Source organism: Microbulbifer mixtoriginis (SeqCode) (assembly GCF_052466715.1).
In genome coordinates this window covers 1475646-1495174 of the sequence record NZ_CP174288.1, presented here as the reverse complement: position 1 = coordinate 1495174, position 19529 = coordinate 1475646, and the positions used below count along the sequence as shown (strand labels likewise).

Below are 19529 nucleotides of genomic sequence, written 5' to 3'. Positions count from 1 at the left end.
TAATCAATTAAGGCACCCCACCACATCAAGTTGAGGTGCCCATTTCGTATTGCTTAATGAATGATCAAGTTATGTACAGTAAACATCTCCCATATGTCAAGATTCTTGCGATTTGCATTTGCACCACCGTTTTCTTCAGCAACAATATAGTTACCATGTCGGACATTGAACAAGGAGATCCGATCACCATCCTCCAAACAGCCTGTTCTGTCCGTATGATTAATTAATTTAAATGTTTCCCAGCTATATCTGGCAGAAACGGCTACATCATGTGCTCCCCATTCTTGGGCACCATAATAATAACCATCGGTGGTTTGCAGCCACACATCGTCACCATCGACAAAGCAGCCCTGCTGGTTGCTAATACCGCTGAGAATAATAGTCTCATGGCTTCCGATTGTTGAAGCATTGGCATTGACTGTTTGCCCACTACCACCATTATTAGTTGCGGTCAAATATTTACCATGGTGGCCCCTTAAAGCAATTTTCATTGATTTAACCGCGGGTTTACCAATAGCTATATAACCCACTACGGCTTTCAGATTTTCTCCTTTTTCTTTGTGGGCCTCTTGCACCATTAAACTAATGTCAAAAGAACCTGTTTGTTTATCCTTGATACGAGCACCAATTGTTTCATTCATATTCTTGCCTTGCACTTGGCTCACTAGGAGGTAATCCTGTAAATCAATACCTACGGTTTGAAACTCAGGGGTACCAGTTAGATTATCTTCCAGCAATACAGCATTCACATGAATTTCAGCGCCATTAGCTGTTGTATAAGTGCCGGCTTCCATCACCACATAATGCAGAGTTTCAGGCAAGTGAACACCATCATTCCATGAAAATTCTGCTACCCGAACTTCAAAACTATTGGAGGTTATATTGCGAATTTCAGTCGTAATAGGGTCGGGACCGGAGATACCAATGACAGAAGTGAATACCACTGGGTTGGTATAGCTAAAATCCAGCTGAACTGTGGTCCATTCGTGGTCTACAGCATAGACTTTATCCGCTTCCCCTCCAACAAAACGTCGATTCTGAAAATGCACCACATCGATTTGTTCACCGCCGTGGTCAGTTTCAGTATCCAAAGATTGCTCCTCCACATTCAGCAGAAAGCACTCGCCGTTAGCGTCTTCCGATATTCGTGAAATAATTGGATCAGAACCATGGTAGCTCACATTTTGATGTAGAAGAACATCATTCGGGCTTTCACAGTTACCTTGGCCTGTAGGAGTCAAATTACTAGTTACATCATTTACCTGGTAACCGCGCACAGATGCCGTTTCTATGGTAGATGAGCTATTGGCACCCGCCAGATTCCACATTTCCTGATCGGTTAAATCATCGACATTGGCTTCCCAGCTGTAACCCAGTGTTTTTCCGTCTACTTCAAGAGTAGTTTCCCATACATGTCGCTTTTCTGCCCAACTCCAACGCCACTTGCTCTGGATCTTGGCTTGTGAAACTGTGAATATAAAATTACTAAAATCTCCATGAGTCTGAGTATTACCAACAACGGTTGCCCAAACCTGCTCATCGTCATTGCAGCTGTAAATCTCTATTGTTTTTCCGTGATCTATAAAGGTTTTTGTATCCTGGCAATGACGATAGACAGCTACGTAACCTTCCCCTTCTCTTGCAAATAACCAGTTATTGAAGCTGGATGTTTCATCAAACTTATCAGCTGGCCAAGTTAAATTAACTGATTCCGTAACAAAGTCATCAATCGGTAGAAAATCCGTGGCGTTACCTACGCCATCCATAAAGCGCAACTCCATAGCCGGCTTGTACAATACCAGAGCCACATTCTTGTTTTGCTTGATATAGGGCAAGTTCGTATTCATCATATTCTGGCCACCAGCTTTCCAACCACCATTTCCCGCTCCTGAACGCGTGGTAACCTGAAGCGTGCCGGTTGTGGCAACCCAAGGCTGTTGTTGCCAACCGGCATTGCCCGCATGGTAATCTTGGTAAGAGCTCAACTGCACTACACCATGGCGATAGAGATCCAAGGTTTGTTCTGAAATTACAGAACTGGTAGTAAAGGGCGCACTGGTCTCCGTAAGCAGGACTCCAGACATATCAACCAAATCGTCTGCTAGATTAGATTCCACGATAATATCTTCAAAGAAGAAATTTAATCCGGCAACAGGCGTCAGGTAGTATTCCAACATTTCATCAGCCAGTTCAGGATGAGCATAGGCACCAGCAGATTGGGAAAAAATAATCTTATCTTGCAAATCTAGACCTGCCCATACCGAATCCACCTCAGTGATGGGGTGGCCTGAGTAATAGCTGATATTGACCTCGCCATTTAGTTTTTCCAGACGATTATAAGCAACACTGCTAGCATCAAGGCTAGTCATGGCAAATATATCTATATGGTTACCAGCGGTAAATGCCTGTGGACCCATGCCGGTGACTAAAGCCATATACTCTGAGAAGCTATTTTTCATAGTGTTTACTCCTCCATAACTTCCCGCATAGCTCCTTGAATCTGCAGCCGTTGCAGCGCCAAGATCATTTGTCACCATAGCTATATCATTGAGAATTATTAATGCGACCTCCCCGGCTAGCTCCTTAATCTCCTGATCCTTGGCATAGTCGTAAAGATTTAATAGCGCGGATATCGAAAATCCACTATAGGTATTTGAAGTAGACTCATAAACACCATAACGTTTTTTAACTTCTAAATAACGTATAAGGCGCTCTTTGATTTTCTGTGGCCCGCCCCCAATATTCCATCCCTCCATTTCCCATAACAACCAGCTAGTGGAAAGCCACATAAGCACATGATTTTCAGAGGTATACACACGTACTCGCTCGGTGTCTTCGTCCTGCCAATAAGGGAGCTTATTAATTTCATTTAGAATCAAGTCATCGTACTCATCACTCTCCGCCAACACACGAATATATAGAATCAACTGCATGTCTGGATTTTTATAAGCATGCTTGCCCGGAGTGAAAAGTTCTGTTAATCGCTGAGCCAATGCTGCCCTATCCAAGGGCAAACCAAGATAAGCCCTGAGAACCATGTGGTCATTATTTGGCTCCTCTCTCGCTGAATCGAAAACCCGCTCTATATAGGCCGCCTGGCGCTCACGGAAGGCTGCTAGATAGGCTGGGTATGATCCAGTATCGTAGTCTGCTAAAGTCCACGGCTGTGCGCCATCTTCAGAGTTTCGGGGCCCCGTGCTAAACCAATCAGATATATCGACATCAAGACCAAAATAGTTTAGTGCGGTAACTGAGTTATCAGCTACCCCAAAGAAAAAATCAAATGACCCCTCAACTGAATTTGTCAGGCCATCATATAGCCATTCACCAGTGTCTACTAAGAATCCTACAGAGGCAGTTGCGGCATCTTCTACTGTAGTGACTACATCTTCGATAGTCTCTTCAGCACTCTCTTCAACTTTATCCCAGGTTTCAGCAATCCAGCTTGTGAAATTATCCCACATGCCTGCATGAGCGTATGTAGGCATGATTAAGCTAGATAGGAGCATGATATACACGATATACAGGCCGGCTCTCTTAAAATTCATAACTAAATCCAAAATTTAATTTTTTTGATAAAAGGATATGCCGAGCAAGATCTCCCACCCTTAACACAAAATTAAAATAATCAATGGCAATGTTAATTATCAATAAAGCAATACATTCCCCAAAAAATAAACTCTAAACTCAGATGCAAAGGATATAAAAACTAAAGAGACCCTAAATGGCGCAAAAATGATATTAATTTAATCCGACCAGCTCAAACCTCACAAACAAAACAGAAAATAAATAATTTCATCCTACTATTAAAAATAATATTGGTACAAAAGCAACAATATACATAAAAATAAAACGGATTGAATCTTTTAAAGTAAGAAGCTGACAATAGATTATTGTCTCAAATTTCACAACAACCGGTTTCTAATTAACGAACAATAAATCAACCCATCAGGAATTCATCTGCAGACTTGTACCATTAAATAGAATTAAACTTATTAAAAGCGACATTAGAAAGATTGAAGATCAAGGAGGTCCGCTCATAATTCCGCAATGTCTTTACGGGTCGCAAAGGCTGCAAATGGTAGTCATCGGAATGGTCGCAGCCCTTTACAAAATTTACAAAACAATAGCTGCGGGCTTTATAATTCGAATTGCGGGGATAACAAAGTGACTTATTATCTAGGTTTCAAATTTAAGATCTAATAAAATAACCGAAAGGAATCACTTCTTGGCAACCCGGCAACTTTGAGGCTTTGTAGCTTTTTATAATACTTAAATGGATGATAATGATACGAAGAATTATCTGCTTCCGAACAGAAAGAAAATACCAAGCTGTCGTAAATCAATTTCAGGAAATTCCGGCCGGGATGAGCTCTTTCTAAAGAAATAATTTTTCCTTGAAATCAGGCAGGCTTGTATGTGACCGACTTACCCCAGAGGACAGGTCTTGAAGGCTACAGTTATTAGGTCTTGCTAGGCAATATCCACCCACAAGAGTTGCGCTTAACATCTGTAACCTTCAAGTTAAGAAATTACTCAGAAACGTTTTAAAGGAGATCACTCCACTTTAGGTACATCGTGATTCCTCCTATGCTAATGAACTGTGCTTACTGGCTAAGCTACTGCCTATTTTGCAATTTATAAATAAATTTATCCGCCAGAGAATAAACCGAGGACGGATTCGCTCCAGTGACCAGCTCTCTGTCTTCGATTACTCGCGACATTGAGGGTACACGAAAATTACTTACTTTAAGGCCAGCCTCTCTTGCTTTTTCTGCAACGTAATACTCTAGGCGACTGCCTTTTAAATAAAGAAAGTTCTCAAGAATTAACTCTTCAGACTTGTTACCCAGTGTAATGTTGTATCCTTTGTAAATGAAGTTATTTTTTTGTTCTTCACTTAAGGGGATAAATGGATCATAGATACCCTCCATTGCTGTCAACAACACTATCGGAGCATGGCAAATTATAGCAGTCGGCTTTTGGGTTTCATGGAAATATGTTAAGATACTACCCAGCTCCTCGCTAAACAGGAGATCTGTTTTTGGCGCATGACCTCCCGGGATATAGATTCCATCATATTTTTCTAAAGATTTTGATTGTGTCAATGACTCCAGCGAGAGCAAAGGTTTTTCAGTAAGTTGCTGCTGCTCCATTATGTATTCAACATCATCTAGAAAAGCAGATACTTCGTCATTTGCGTAACGATTAGCAAACTTGAGCCTACCGAAATATTTCATTGCTGTAGCGATATCTTTTAAGCGCTCCTCCTCGGCTTTTATCTTAGGGTTTAAAGCATACTGAGGCCAATTTGATACCACTGATGCTTTATAAAAATACATTTGCAAGCCAAAACCATCAACTACAGGAGTTTTCCCTTTTGGTGTGGCAATATCAAATTCATATCCATTAGCTTCCAGCTGCCTCAAGGTTTCTGATAGCTCACTCACAAAATACCCAGATTCGACTACACCACCATTTCTTAGGGTCAAATGGTCAGCTGCTGAAACGACAACAAGCACTTTTCCATTGCTAGCATAGGCATTTAAACTTAAAAGAACAGACACGAAGATATATAATATTTTTTTCAAAATAAAATCCAACTATTTATTATTGAGGTTAGAAAACCTATTTATTTTAGGTTGCGCCCCACAAAAGCGAATTGCACCTATCTAGAATAGGCTATTGGCAGTTAGGAAATCCATACCAAGTAATATATTAGCGTGCAAATTTACTAGGGGCAGCCTGTTTGATTATGCTTTATTAGCAGCAGTGTCGATAATGACCTTTTCGATGGACATATCCGTATTTCCCTTCCATTAACTCATTAGTCGTATTTAAAATCTGCTTATAAAGCACCTAATTATTACTTATCGTAACATCAAGGAAGGCGGACTCTTGGCTTTTTCTACCAGAATGATCCACCGCAATGACTTTATAGCGGTAGTTTTTCCCCAACTCTAAATCTGAATCTTTGTATGAAGGTTCTCGTGTTTTTAAAAGCAAGTCGTCATCACGTGATAACTCGTAATGGAGCACACCACCATTTTCAATAGTGTGATTCCAGGAGAGAAACACTTGCATTCCATCTATCCTATATTTAAAGCCACTAACCTTAGCGGGTGGAGGATGATCTCCATACTTGCAAGGTACAATATCTCTGCCTAAGCCATCAGTACACTGATCAATATTTTTGTCGGTTTTACCTGATGCATTCCAATTTTTTGCTATTCCGCCAGTGCACATATTATCGGCACAAAAGGGCATATCATAATTGAGGCAAGTTCTGCAGTTTTCATACCCAAAATTATCTACAAAAGGCAACACAGACTTATCGACTGCGGGGAAATAATTACAGACTGTGACATGCGCGCCATCGTTATATGCAGGATCATCAACACCATTGATACTGTCACACTCAGCAACCGCACATCCAACATAACGAGTTTCCCCATAGCAGACTTGAGCCCAGTGCCCACAGGTGTCATCGTGACATTGTCCATCCTCCCAATTATATGCGTAACTTTCATCATACCAAGCCTGAACCGCACCAGCCCATTGCTCGGCACCATATTGAGATGCTGGAGGATTGGTAAAATGAATAGCTACATTTTCACCAATTTCAACGTAACCGGCGGGCAACACAAAAGATACTTCACTTTTTACTTTATCAAAAGAATCTCTAATACCCGTAGAGTCGCCTAAATGTCCAAAATAGCAGGCCGATGCCCGTTCCTTCGCCATCTTAGCCAAGGCATTATCCCAAAAAAGAGTTTGCATATTTCCGGCAGTTTTAGGCCCTTCTCCTTCTCCAGATTGACCACTGGCGCATCTCTGACGAAGGTGATTATGCCTATCGAGCATTACCCGTTTTTGATCCAGTGAAAGCTCAAAAGGGCCAGACCCATTGGGGTCTGAAGTTACTATAGAAAATGTAACAGATTGTTGAGCACCATCGGTTAACTGGAAATTAACAGTATCTTTTACTGAGTCACCACTTTTTATGCTATCCGCCTTATCATTAAGGATATATTCCCAATCACCACTACTGTTAATGTTAAAATTACCATAAGTGCTTTCTATATTTTTCTCTGAAAAGCCCGGCGTATTACCATCCACATCATGCAGCGACAAAATACCATTAGCACTTCCCCTGCTCCCTACAATTAATGTCGCCAGGGGGGAGTCTGGTTCGAAAATATAGGCATCATCGGCACCTGTTACTTCGATAACAATCACTGTAAAGTCATTTCCAGCTCCCACAGCTATTGAAAATTTATCTGTAGCAAGTTCATTTTCACTAAGCGGATCAGAAAGATTACTATCCAAAGTGTATTTCCAGGTGCCATCTGAGAGAACTTGGAGGCGGCCGTATTTCCCCCACTCATTAACTTCCTCAAAAATTCTATTTGGGTTTGTACTATCAATCAGTATGCCAGTAGCAGACTTTACATTATCTTCACTAACGTAACCTTCCCCACCACTAATGACCCCATGGTTGGGATCTGGGTCTGGGTCTGGGTCTGGACCTGGGTCTGGACCTGGGTCTGGACCTGGGTCTGGATCTGGGTCTGGATCTGGGTCTGGATCTGGGTTGGATCCAGCATCACCACCATTATTAGTTACTTCAGGATTATTGCTTTTGCTGCCACTAGAACCACCTCCACTACAGGCAACTACGAAAACGGACAAAACAGCAACCATTAGAAGTTTAGAGAGATTGTTCATATTGTTCTCTACAGACTCAATCACACTTATTTTGGAGCAAAATTATAAGAACATTCTTTTTCCATTTTGTGAACTAGGTTAAACATTATTGTTTCCACATTGATTGCTTGGTGTTTCTAAATCGCGAACAATTAACTTTTTCTTCTTCTGTAATCACATATACATTTTTTGGGATTTGGTGATGATTGCTTAGTTTTGACTCATTACAAGTATTCCAACAATAAGCTGTTGTCCTAACCTATAACTTTGCCGGCCGATCAGGTCCACTAAAAAGCTTAAGTATTTATCGAGCTTAAACCGACTTCATTTTTAACTTTAAAAATCTATTGGCATTAAATTAAGAGCCTCTGACAATAGATAAGGACCCGAGCCAGGTTAAGGTAATTATCGAGTGGAGTGGGGATGAGAATTTTTCAAGTACTAATGCACAAAAGACGTAGGATCTCGGCACTATTTAATTAGAAGACAGTAAACTAATACCATCTGATCCAGTGTGTCCTCTTGATTTATATCAATCACCATCTCATATTAATTGAAACAATCTCACAAGTGACACATCAACAATATTCAGCTTACCAACCTAAGAAATTAGTGGGCACCCATTACATTTATAGATATAGTGCTTAAAAGGACCCAAAAAGGAATAAAGATGTACGAGGTAGTACTTTTTTTGCATTTTCTAGGTGCAACTATTTGGACCGGGGGACATCTGGTGCTGGCATGTACAATCCTCCCTTCCGCCCTAAGAAGTCAGGATATAGAATTTATCTCAAGGTTCGAAAGCAGCTATGAAAAAATTGGCATCCCTGCCCTTCTTGTACAGATTATTTCTGGTATCTATCTTGCTTTCAATCTCTTGCCCGATATATCCCAGTGGTTTAACTTCTCGAATCCGGTTTCGAGACTTATTTCGTATAAGCTAATCATATTGGGCTGTACATTCCTTCTTGCTATTGACGCAAGACTCAGGATCATTCCGAATCTTTCCTCCAGAAACCTAAAAGCTCTCGCTTATCATATAATTCCAGTAACACTTCTCTCCGTTCTATTCGTATACGTAGGGATTTCCTTCAGAACAGGCTGGCTATATTAAACTATCATTTACTGGCTCAGCAACTGACCCACTACCCGGCGTAAGTACAGTTAATCACTTACTTATTAGAACTCCACAGAAAAAAGCTTAACTAGTTAATGAGGGCTGCTTAACAGCAGCCCTCACACTCAATCAATTAGACATGCAAATATTGAATTTTAGATTAATTAAAGTCAAGGTAACGAATTAAAAAACTTCTTCCAAATGCTTTAAAAAGGGTACCACGGTTTGATCTCTCACAGCTGGGTACATATCCCGATCAATAGTAATATGATCCAAATTGACCCAACTTTGAGCATACCAACCTAGATTGATATCTTCTGCTGCATAGACAAAAGAGTGCACCCCTGTAAATTCGATAACTTCGTCACCGCCTGCCAGTTGACGGATATATAAATTGTCTTTATAGGGGAACTGAGCATTGAGATCAGTATAGTAGCTCAAATAAGTTGAGTTTTCGGGGTTGCGGAAAAAAGAAGAAGTTACTCCCATTTCATTCTGATCCCATTTACAGACTCCATCAAAACTATGAACAATAGTTCGAATGCTACGAAAGTCCGGATCATTACGCAGAGCCTTTGCCAAGCGCATTGCTAAACAGCCCCCTCTGGATGATCCCGCCAAGTAGATGGTTTCTAGGTTTGATACATAAGCTTTTGACTTTAACCAATTAAGGTAGGCACTTTCTATACGCGATTTCTCACTACTATTCACCATATAGTTAAATTGTGCATCAAAAGCTACGGCAAAGAAGGTGTCATCTGCTGGAAAATACTCTGAATCTAAAACCTGCCGGGCAAGCGAGCGGCCATCTATGCTTCTGGAACAGGATTCTTCTGAGATACCACAGTTTCTTTTATAGTTATCCCCTTGGCCTGTTACCGCACTTTCAGAACCGTATCCCGGAGGCTGTTGCCCAGCTGCAATAAATACCAAATTTCGCACATCTTCTCGTTCTGGCTCCCGCACTCTTGCAATCTGAGTGTATAATTGATAAGTATTACTGACACCTTCTTGCTCCCAAGCTAGATACTCAGATTGAGTAGCTTGCTGGGTACACCAAAGGTTTTGACAGTAGCGGACACGCTCCAAGCTCACCGATAAATCTGATTTAGGCTCAAATGCCTTAGCCTGAATAGAGCCCAATAGAAACACCCAGCAAGCTAAAAGCCTTATTATTTGATTATTCATTTTTCACCATTTTCAATATGATCATTCTTATATTCAGAAGGTAAAACCCTCCATCCAATCAAATAAACCAACCCCTTATCTGACCGCAGATGATTTTAACAGACGAAATGCCACCAAATAGAGAAACCAATAAAAAAACAAATCTTAAATTTTCAAATAAGAAAAAATAAAATCCAAGACAAAAAATACAACAATAGGAAAGACCTAAACAACAAATTGATAAGCAGTCAACAGTAACTCCCAACACTTAAAGCGCCCTTAAATCAGCCAAGACAACTAAAAAATCATCGACTTATTTAAGAAAACATGATCGCCGACCAACCCTTCAGAAAACCTGAATACTATGTAAATAATTATATTTTTTACCCAATCTCAAGAAGAAAGCAAAAGCAGTGGACCGCGCCCCGATAGGTAACGCCACACGACCTTTCATGTTTTAATTTCGATCGTAACATACAGCACGAACATCTTAATTGATAGCAAGGTAGTGTAATGGGCGTTAAGTCGTACATTATTACTGAAAACTGAATCTAGTTGCACTATGCCCAAGTAACCTCAGCTGGCAACTCATAGCAACTATATTCCAAGTGTATCACTCTGCGACGCCTAGGGAATAAAGCTCTATCTGAAGCATGAAGAATATGAGGATACATAATTAGTGCAGAACCGGATTTTGCCTCACAGGCAACTGGGATATGCTCTTTAACATATTGATATATTTCATCTTTCTTCAAAATTCCATGTTGATGGCTGCCAGGAATAAGCTTTAAGCAGCCATTATTAGCATCAATATCATCCAGATGAATACGGATCGTAATCATTTGCTTAAGAACATGCAGGGGAGGCTGCACATGGTGAGAGCCATCCTTAACACTCCAGGGACCCCATCCAGACTTAGTAAATTTTGAAGAGACCGCTACAGTCTTATCCTGATGCCAAGTAACAAGCCAGTTACATTTTTCATTTTTATCAAATAGGATACCCCTTACCAATCGAGGGCGCTGAATTAAGTACTTCTGCGCTAAATTTACAATCAAGTCCGATGTAGCCAAGGCCGCTATAGAGCTATACTTTTTCTCTACATTGCGTATACCCCCCGTCCGCTTAGCGAGCTTTAAATCTGCAAACTCATTTTGAAGAACCTCAAGCTGGCCTTCCGGAAAGATGCCATTAATTAAGGAATAACCTTTTTCCAAATCGATCATTATTTAATAACCACAAAAAAGAGTCCGGATTTTATGTACAGCGCACCCGATGAGCGAAATATTACCGACCAGAAAGTGTTTTCTAGCTGGAATTTTTATTTCCGGAAACTTTCATTTATGCTTTCCCCATTTACGCATAGACACTATCCGTATTTTGTGGTTTAGATTCAAAAGATCATCTTTGTCAGCTCATAATACATGAGGAATTGTTCCACGCTTCATATTACCTACCCAGCAACACACTCCTTAATAGCATATGGCACTGACACTGCTGCACCTGGAACACCAAAGCAACTGCAAGCCAGGTCAGGGCTGGGAAAAAGTGCTCTATGTCACACTTTTAACGTGGAATCCGTGCTAAATTCAGCCCATTCAAGTCGAGGTCAGCTTGATTGATTGCCGAGCCGTTTTACGGTGGCTTTCGCGCTGTAAGGTAGTAACAACTCAATCTATATTGATGTATGCCCAGTAGAACTCAATACCCATCAGCAGATAATAAGCAGTATGCCCTCCACAACAAAAAGTAAATATTTACTTACAAATTACACCTTAATGTAAAAGTAAGAATGTGACGTTATGTCGAGCAATCCCAGCAATTCATCGTCACTAGAATTAGGTAGTAGGACTATTTTTGTACAGTTAAAGGTTGCGGGTTCAGTTTTGTAAATTACTTGGTGTGCTCACTGTTGTCATGCTCCCATACTGGCCTAAATTAATTTTCTAGCCTGGCACAAACCGCCTGTGAAAAAGTTGAAGCTACTAAGAGTAGGTATGAAAAATCTACCAGAGATTTATGTACAGGTGAAACCATATGTACGTACTTTTTCTTGCTGAATGAAATGTGTATTCAGCCAAATTCTCCAATGCCAAGAGCATGGATAAGAGATAAAGATGGCTTAATAGTAGAAAATATTTGCGTAATGATATCCATGTTTCTGTGAAAAAATGAACATATATCTTTTGCCATCGAGAGATTACGGTTCCCGCATTGAGCTTTCGTAATTTTTCGACTCAATGTATTACCTGGCTTACGGATAAGACTTCAGCCGAGGGCCTGGCTACAAGAGTTTTAACGCTGACTTTTTCCACAACGAAGAGATTTATTTAGATGAGCACTGACAAAAGTAATGACTCCACACCTTTTCTAGCAGGCATGAGCGCTGGTGAACAGCAATCATCTCTCTCGAATTCAGGCGCCAAATCAGTGCTTGGTGAGGGTATCAATTTTCGCGGTGAGTTGATTGGCACCGAAGATCTTCATGTAGAAGGCACCGTAGACGGTACAGTAATTATGGTTGGTCACAACCTTTCTGTTGGTACCGGCGGCGCAGTAACTGCAAACATCCATGCAAAAAATATTGTTGTTGAAGGCACATTGGACGGCGACGCACTTGCCGATGAGTTAATTGAGATCAGAAATACTGCCCAGGTAAACGGCAACCTGATTGCCCCTCGAATCAAACTCGACGACGGTGGTAAGTTCCGTGGCTCTATGGATATGGTAGATACCGACTCCGAAATGAAAGAACGCCACAAGGAATTCTCAGACCGATTGGTGCACCCAGATCTGCCGGCAACGGAAGACAAGCCAGCAAATCGCTCCCAGAACAACGCCTCCTACACTTCTAGCAGCTCAACTGCGAGTGATTCATCCCGTCTATCCGATACCAGCGACTATCTGTTCGGTACCAAGGAGACTGAAGAGGAAACAGTGGAGAGCTGAGTTAACTTCCTCAGTTAATCCTCCATACGAGCCCCGGCTATTGCCGGGGCTCTATCTTTTGGTGTGAAAGTATGTTGCAGCATCATTCGTTTGGTATTGCCGCCTTGGTGGACGAGGTGGTTCAACCAGGTGGTAAAGTATTGGATTTGGGGTGCCTCTCATTTGGCACTACACAAACCTTTTTGGAACTGTCCTGCCAGACATTTATTGAGGATTTACGTAGCCTGCTACTTGAAATCCACTCATTTGACCTGCAGACACGAACTATAAAGTTAACTGAACACCTGACCAGAAAGCCACAACGGGTAAAACTTGATGTCGTGCTCTGCTGGGACCTGTTCAACTTTATGGAACCCGAGCTTATTGCCCAATTAATTGAGGAAATCCGACCTCACTTAAAAGCTGGCACTGTCTTCCACACAATGCTGTACACCGGCACAATGCCTAAAGCCCCCGCTGACTTCAAGCGTTTGTCCGGCTTCACTTTTAACTCAGCCCCCCTAGCACTGCCGGAGCCATTACCTACATACCGATACTCTTCGCTCAATCTGATGAAAACCATGGGTAACTTTTCTCTGCGCTCCTCTCTCCTGCATAGAAAAGGCATGCGTAAAGACCTTATTGAGCTGATGTTTGAATACGGTAATGTAAAGTCACAAAACGCTATACGTGCGGGGGGAACCTCAGCTGCAATTTCCGCTTTTAGACAAACAAGCCTTACCGAAATCCCTTTGACAGCACTTGATAAAGCATTAATGCACGCCAAGCGCTCTCCCGTCAGTAAAGCTCTGGATGTAGGGAAAAAAGCTGGTAGGAATATGCAGCACCTCCAGCGAGAAGTGGGTGAACTATTTATTTCCGATCTCTATTCTGCAATTCTCTGGCAATGTAGCCGCAAGGTACCCTTTGATAGCGCGGTACAGGCAGCATTACGACAGGCCACCCTGCCTGAAAACCTGGATTGTATTTTACTCTGGGATCTTCTGAATTTCTTTTCCACTGAACAAATTCAGTTAATCACGCATGCGCTATATCAGTATCTCAGCAATGGCGCTGTGATGCATTTTCTGTTGTTCAAGCAAGAGCGACTTCCGGTTAATTGTGGTGTTTTCGAGATTCAGCCATCAGGCCTTGTTGGAACCTATATCCAAGCAGCTGGAAATAAGCAGGCAAAGTTCCGCACTATTACCGATGTAGTGAAAGCACTACCACAAATGAAAGTTCTAAGTCAGGGCACTGGAAGAATACCCAACGGGCCCTTTTATCACGAAATAACAATGCAGAAAGTTGTAAAGGATCAATAATGACCCAGTTTTTCTACCACTGGTTGACTAAGTTATCTCCTGAGCAGGTAACAGACACCTTTCTTATAGTTATGCTTGCCCTTGGCACTATAGCCTTGACCCTTTACCCATTTGGCAAGTTTCCACGCTTCGTAAAAGAAACGCCTTCTCTACTGACCGCTCTTGGAATTCTGGGTACCTTTATCGGTATTATTCTTGGTATCTATGGTTTTGACCTTGCTGATATCGACACCTCAATTTCAGAACTTATGCAAGGTCTGGAAACCGCCTTTATGACTAGCATCTTAGGCCTTTTCCTCTCATTGGTCTTGCGCACTATCTTCCAAATATTCAGCAAAGATCAGCCAGCCAAAGCCTCTGCAGATGATATTTTGCAAGCGATCAATCACCAGCGCCAGGATTTGGCAAAGTTTCAACACAGTATTAGTGAAGAGGTTCTGCAGTCACTAACTTCAGTTGTGGAGAAGTTTAATCAGGGGCTGAACGCACAAATGGGTGATAACTTACAGCAGTTTATTCAGCAGCTGGAGGCCGTATCCCCTGCCTTGCAAGCATTAATCGATCAGCATGAGCAACACGCCGAGCTTGCTGCAATCTACCGTGAGCAAACTACATCTCTACTGATTGAAATTAACGGTGCGCAGGAGAATCTTCTGCAGTTACATCAACGTATTACTGAATTACCGAAAATCTTTAACGTTATTCCTTCGCTGATTGAACAGCAGCGCACTCACTCCGAACAAATCTCTGTCATGCTTAATGAACAGCAGGCATCCATTGAAATACTACAAAAATCTATTCCGGATATCGCACCCAAGTTTGAGTCGATTACCCAGGGAATCGAAAAAGCGAATCAGCAGTTAGGCACTCAAGTTCAACATCTAATATCCCTGAGTGAAACCCAGGCGAAAGTCTTTGAACAGAGGACGAATAAGGTCGTTGCTCTTGCCGATGTCCTGAATAATATCGACCCCAACCATTTTTCCAACATTATACAAGAGACTGCAAACAGCCATCGTGAATCAATGGTTGAGCTTGCGCAGCTTATTGCCAAGACCCATCAACAGATGATTACTGAATTATCCCAAGTGATCACTCGTGATTTGACCAATGCAGACGTAAGCATCAAGCGCCAGTATGAGTTACTGGATCAACGCTTACATAGCGAAGTTGAGAGTGTAATGGCTGCGATGGGTGATGCCCTAGGTACCTTGAGCGGTGAGTTTTCACGGGATTTTCGCCAGTTAATCCAGCAAATGAAAAGAATTGACAATCAAGTGAAGCAGGCCGCCGGAGAGGAGCATGTTTGAGAGCGCTCACTCCAACAGTGAATCCAGTGAAAGCCAATGGATCAGCCTATCTGACATGATGGCCGGCCTAATGATGGTCTTTCTCTGTATTGCCGTCTTCGTGATGCGTTCCCTAATAGATGAACGAGCCAAAATTCGAGAACTTGCCGAGTCCTATCGCGATACACAGCTGGCGATTTATCAAACTTTGCAACAGGAATTCTCCCGCGACCTTACTCGCTGGGGAGCCTCTCTGGATAAACAGACCCTAGCTATCTCTTTTAACAATAGTGATGCGCTGTTCAAGACTGGGGATTTTACTTTGAGTGACAATGCGCGTGAAATTATGTCCTCATTTGTGCCCCGCTATATTGCTGCACTGACCCCCTATATGGATTCCATTGCTGCAATACAAATTGAAGGTCACACAAGTTCTGAGTGGGGTGAGCAGTCGGCGCCAGAGGAGGGGTATTTTCATAACTTACGTCTTTCTCAGCAGCGGTCACGGGCGGTAATGCAATATGCCCACTCGCTACTACCCCCAAATCAAGCCGTTTTAGTACGTGCAAAAGTTGCAGCCGTAGGTTATTCATCCGCCCGCCCAGTCCTCAATAACAGTGGTATTGAGGATCCAGATCGCTCTCGTCGCGTTGCATTCCGAGTAGTGCGAGACTCTGAAAGCCACATTTTGCAGATTCTTGAGGAGGCCCTGTGAAACTAACCGACTTGCGGCCTATTCATAAGCGTCAAAGGCAAAGCTCTCAAAATCTTCTCAATCCCGAACAGAAGCCTTTAACTATTTGCAAGCCGAGTCGAAATAGCTTGGCGAGCGCCATTCGTTTAGGTATTCAGCTGGACTATTCAGACCTCGATATACTTTCTTGCGGTTGGCGCTACCGGGGCATCCCAGTATTTGTATTTGGTCTTGAGTATTCACCCTCAACACAGGAAGATTCTTTTGGGCAGGTCCATATTTCTCCCAAATGCCCTTCAGTAAGTAATTACCAAGGGCCCCTCTGGGCGAGCAGCGACTTCGCCGCCGTACAAAAGTCCTTTCCGCGAGACAACCTAAAGTCTTGTCCGCACTGCTTGCGCCACCTTTATAGTTTGGATATTCCAGATTTACTGCACAAAGACCGCTTTGGTAATGTTACCGCTATCGATTGGTTAATTTACGCACGATACTTTGCCGGTGCAATTTTTGAAAAATACCCACTCTTCTGGCGCAACGGTGAACGCCCACAAAAAGTGACTGCACTATTCACCACTGAACCCCCGAGGTATTCCTGCTCAATTTGTCAGTGCCATATTAATGCCAACGGCTGGGCGATTAACCCTAAGCTGGCTGAACTCAGTAGTCTCCCCAGAGAAATTTGCCTTCTTTGCGCCGAGCGGAGAGCTCGTACTGTATTAGTGGCACCCCCTCAAGCAGCGCTGCGTGCAGCAACCCTGCGCTACGAATCCCTTACCAAACAGTTGGGTAGTGAACCCCAAGCATCCTGGGCAATCGCCGAGCAAGTAGTTCCCGCCTCTTGGCTTCCGCTGATCCAGAAACTGAAAACTCTGATGGGGCCGCCCAAAGTCTTTCAGGTGATCGCTCCGAAAATTTTAGCCGTCTTATCCTGGCCCAGTATGAAACGTGCCATCATTGCTGATAACACCAAAGAAGCAAAACTGCCTTCTCACTATTCCGTTTGGCGCAAAGCCCAAATTGAGCAAGAACTGGGCTTAGGCTGAGCAATTACTTCATTGTGCTGCCTTCGGGCAGCTGGCTTTTACAAACATCCGGCTTCCTCACTCTCAAAATCTATCAATAAGAAAAATTCTAGAAGATTCTTAAAGTTGTACGCAGGTATTTCCTACTGCGGCTTATCTGATTTAGATATAGCAGACCATCAACAACTTACTATTTCCAATAATTTTATAAACGCATGACTTAAATAAATTATTTGATATTATTTTTAAAAGACACTCTATCAAATGCTTTTTATCCTATTTATACTCTCAACCTCTTTTACAAGCTTTGCACAAGCAGCTTCTTAGTATTGGAAGGTTATAAATATCATGATTACGGTTTAAATTACCGCCAATAATTTTCTGCATAGGATTTCCCCCTCACAATTACATACTCTTTAGGGACTTAAACAAAACGATCCAGTCGGAAATCGAAGTAGTACGCCAATAACCTCGAAATTTCGTACCACTTTTAGCGGTAACTAAGATCTGACTCAGTTTTCAAGTTACTTTTAATACAGGTTTATCATGATGCATAGTCGGCACACAAAAATTCTGTCAAAGATTTTTCTTACAATCGCACTCTTAGCAGTAACCATTACTGTACGTGCGGACGAAGCACTGCAGAAATTTCTCGAACAGACACTTACCACAGCACGTGACAAAAACGATCTTCCTGCCGTCGCCGCGCTGATTCAAATCGATGGCAAGACTACTGCTATAGCTGCAGACGGTTTTCGTGCGCATGGTCATATGGAACCAGTCACTATCGACGATCGTTGGCATATTGGATCGAATACCAAGGCGCTAACTGCAACAATGATCGCACGCTTAGTTGAGCAAGGTATCATGCGATTTGAGGATACACTTGCTGATTCTTTTCCGTCTTTCGCAAAAAATATGGACCCCGCTTACCGCAATATTACGATCACGCAATTGCTCAGTCATACCGCAGGTTTACCACCTCTGACCGACAATAATGAACTTCCTCAATTTGAAGATTTAATCGAGTCAGTACCCAGTATTCGGGCGCAACGTATTGCGGTTGCACGCAGTTACCTTGCAATGCCACCTACATCCGCAACTGGTTCATTTAAATACTCCAATCTCGGTTACATTATCGCGGGTGCCATCGCCGAGGCACGAACAGGCAAGACTTGGGAGGATCTCATCAAGGAACAGATCTTTACTCCGCTTGGCATAAAGAATGCAGGATTTGCAGCGCCCGGATCCTCTGGAAAGTTGGACCAACCGCGTGGTCATAAAAAAATCTGGTGGGGCAAGCTCGTACCACTCGATCCCGCTGACATACAAAGTGATAATCCTCAAGCGCTCGGCCCCGCCGGCACAATCAATATTTCTCTTAAAGATTGGATTCTCTTCGCAGAGGACCAACTCAATGGCGTACATGGCCGCGGTAAATTACTGAAGTCCGAAACTTATCGCAAACTACACTCACCCGTAAATGGTCATTACGCACTGGGCTGGGGGGCATTGTACGATCCAGAGTTATTGCTGCTTACACACACCGGAAGTAACGGCTATTGGCTCACCGACGCACGTATCATGCCAAAGCACAACATAATTTTTCTAATCGCGATGAACTCTGCTGGTGATACTGCAGAAAAATCAATGAAAGATATCCGCAAGCTTCTTATGGAGCGCCTAAAACCATTTGAGTGAATCTAAAAAGCGGACTTGTCTTGACAAGTCCGCAATCCAGCGGCTACTGGAATATATACTTGATAATTAATTAAAGTCAGCAGCGCGAATCGGATAGTTATCAGAGCCAGCCTCCAAGATCCAAGCCCATGGCTCTGCGAATAAAGCGAGTCAATTATATTCCTGACAGAATAATCTCACGGAAAACGCATACCGTCACCCGCCACAAGAATCCTATTTATCATACATAGTACTGAGCAATTTATTTAAATATAAAGACTCAGAAATACACTGCAACTTGATGAAGCTATAGCTTTCAATAGCGAGAATTCTTAAAGATGTAATCTAGAATTTCCATTCAGAGAAAAATCATAGCTTTCGCTTGCCGCCTTTTAAGAGCCACAAGTTCCAACCTAATTCATCCATGCCAGCCAACATAAAATTTAAGAAAAAATGGCCAGTAAAGCCTATGGAGAGCTTTGATGAATGGCAGCCACCCTTTAAGGCTCCATCACTGTTTGAATTAGAAGAATTAAATATTACCGCAGGGCGTTAAACAGGCTTTGCCCACTGCCATATTAAGTGTGGTGGCACTCTTCT

The 19529-nt window shown here is 42.4% G+C and carries 12 protein-coding genes; 7 read left to right on the top strand and 5 right to left on the bottom strand.

Annotated features, from left to right (window positions below; translation table 11 throughout):
• Positions 1–53 precede the first annotated feature (53 nt).
• The 3 genes from ACJJH9_RS06795 to ACJJH9_RS06785 all read right to left on the bottom strand — a co-directional run bounded on the left by ACJJH9_RS06795 (position 54) and on the right by ACJJH9_RS06785 (position 7728).
• On the bottom strand, positions 54–3548 hold the full coding sequence (locus tag ACJJH9_RS06795; protein ID WP_444924719.1) for a fascin domain-containing protein: 3495 nt from the start codon (positions 3546–3548) through the stop codon (positions 54–56).
• A gap of 1071 nt (positions 3549–4619) precedes the next feature.
• Positions 4620–5591: a DJ-1/PfpI family protein gene (locus ACJJH9_RS06790; RefSeq protein WP_444924718.1), complete on the bottom strand. Its 972-nt coding sequence runs from the start codon at positions 5589–5591 to the stop codon at positions 4620–4622.
• 268 nt (positions 5592–5859) lie between these two features.
• Positions 5860–7728: a VCBS domain-containing protein gene (locus tag ACJJH9_RS06785; protein ID WP_444924717.1), complete on the bottom strand. Its 1869-nt coding sequence runs from the start codon at positions 7726–7728 to the stop codon at positions 5860–5862.
• Positions 7729–8377: 649 nt separating this feature from the next.
• Between ACJJH9_RS06785 and ACJJH9_RS06780 the strand changes: the two genes are divergently transcribed.
• The gene (locus ACJJH9_RS06780; protein ID WP_444924716.1) at positions 8378–8821 is read left to right on the top strand and encodes a CopD family protein; all 444 of its coding nucleotides are present in this window, start codon (positions 8378–8380) and stop codon (positions 8819–8821) included.
• A gap of 186 nt (positions 8822–9007) precedes the next feature.
• Here ACJJH9_RS06780 and ACJJH9_RS06775 read toward each other — a convergent pair whose 3' ends face one another.
• Both ACJJH9_RS06775 and ACJJH9_RS06770 read right to left on the bottom strand, forming a co-directional pair.
• Positions 9008–10012: a hypothetical protein gene (locus tag ACJJH9_RS06775; RefSeq protein WP_444924715.1), complete on the bottom strand. Its 1005-nt coding sequence runs from the start codon at positions 10010–10012 to the stop codon at positions 9008–9010.
• A 539-nt stretch (positions 10013–10551) separates the two neighbouring features.
• Positions 10552–11217, bottom strand: coding sequence for a phytanoyl-CoA dioxygenase family protein (locus tag ACJJH9_RS06770; RefSeq protein ID WP_444924714.1), 666 nt, complete (start codon positions 11215–11217; stop codon positions 10552–10554).
• A 1108-nt stretch (positions 11218–12325) separates the two neighbouring features.
• Between ACJJH9_RS06770 and ACJJH9_RS06765 the strand changes: the two genes are divergently transcribed.
• The 6 genes from ACJJH9_RS06765 to ACJJH9_RS06740 all read left to right on the top strand — a co-directional run bounded on the left by ACJJH9_RS06765 (position 12326) and on the right by ACJJH9_RS06740 (position 18950).
• Positions 12326–12940 (top strand): bactofilin family protein, encoded by a 615-nt coding sequence (locus ACJJH9_RS06765; protein WP_444885381.1) that lies wholly within the window; start codon positions 12326–12328, stop codon positions 12938–12940.
• A gap of 71 nt (positions 12941–13011) precedes the next feature.
• Positions 13012–14244 carry a class I SAM-dependent methyltransferase gene (locus tag ACJJH9_RS06760; RefSeq protein WP_444924713.1) on the top strand — a complete coding sequence of 411 codons (1233 nt, stop codon included), beginning with the start codon at positions 13012–13014 and terminating at the stop codon, positions 14242–14244.
• Complete coding sequence (locus ACJJH9_RS06755; RefSeq protein WP_444924712.1) at positions 14244–15554, top strand: MotA/TolQ/ExbB proton channel family protein; 1311 nt, start codon at positions 14244–14246, stop codon at positions 15552–15554. Before ACJJH9_RS06760 ends, ACJJH9_RS06755 begins: the two co-directional genes overlap by 1 nt.
• Positions 15547–16248, top strand: coding sequence for an OmpA/MotB family protein (locus ACJJH9_RS06750; protein WP_444924711.1), 702 nt, complete (start codon positions 15547–15549; stop codon positions 16246–16248). The genes ACJJH9_RS06755 and ACJJH9_RS06750 overlap by 8 nt, the downstream gene beginning before the upstream one ends.
• A complete protein-coding gene (locus tag ACJJH9_RS06745; protein ID WP_444924710.1) occupies positions 16245–17270 on the top strand; it encodes a hypothetical protein in 1026 nt (341 codons plus the stop codon). Before ACJJH9_RS06750 ends, ACJJH9_RS06745 begins: the two co-directional genes overlap by 4 nt.
• 528 nt (positions 17271–17798) lie before the next feature.
• On the top strand, positions 17799–18950 hold the full coding sequence (locus ACJJH9_RS06740; protein WP_444924709.1) for a serine hydrolase domain-containing protein: 1152 nt from the start codon (positions 17799–17801) through the stop codon (positions 18948–18950).
• The last annotated feature ends 579 nt before the right edge of the window (positions 18951–19529 follow it).

What these genes read in the sequence shown, in the direction of transcription:
- ACJJH9_RS06755 (WP_444924712.1), top strand. Translation starts at nt 14,244, where the DNA reads ATGACCCAGTTTTTCTACCACTGGTTGACTAAGTTATCTCCTGAGCAG.
- ACJJH9_RS06795 (WP_444924719.1), bottom strand. Translation starts at nt 3,548, where the DNA reads ATGAATTTTAAGAGAGCCGGCCTGTATATCGTGTATATCATGCTCCTA.
- ACJJH9_RS06750 (WP_444924711.1), top strand. Translation starts at nt 15,547, where the DNA reads ATGTTTGAGAGCGCTCACTCCAACAGTGAATCCAGTGAAAGCCAATGG.
- ACJJH9_RS06765 (WP_444885381.1), top strand. Translation starts at nt 12,326, where the DNA reads ATGAGCACTGACAAAAGTAATGACTCCACACCTTTTCTAGCAGGCATG.
- ACJJH9_RS06780 (WP_444924716.1), top strand. Translation starts at nt 8,378, where the DNA reads ATGTACGAGGTAGTACTTTTTTTGCATTTTCTAGGTGCAACTATTTGG.
- ACJJH9_RS06770 (WP_444924714.1), bottom strand. Translation starts at nt 11,217, where the DNA reads ATGATCGATTTGGAAAAAGGTTATTCCTTAATTAATGGCATCTTTCCG.
- ACJJH9_RS06740 (WP_444924709.1), top strand. Translation starts at nt 17,799, where the DNA reads ATGCATAGTCGGCACACAAAAATTCTGTCAAAGATTTTTCTTACAATC.
- ACJJH9_RS06775 (WP_444924715.1), bottom strand. Translation starts at nt 10,012, where the DNA reads ATGAATAATCAAATAATAAGGCTTTTAGCTTGCTGGGTGTTTCTATTG.
- ACJJH9_RS06760 (WP_444924713.1), top strand. Translation starts at nt 13,012, where the DNA reads ATGTTGCAGCATCATTCGTTTGGTATTGCCGCCTTGGTGGACGAGGTG.
- ACJJH9_RS06785 (WP_444924717.1), bottom strand. Translation starts at nt 7,728, where the DNA reads ATGAACAATCTCTCTAAACTTCTAATGGTTGCTGTTTTGTCCGTTTTC.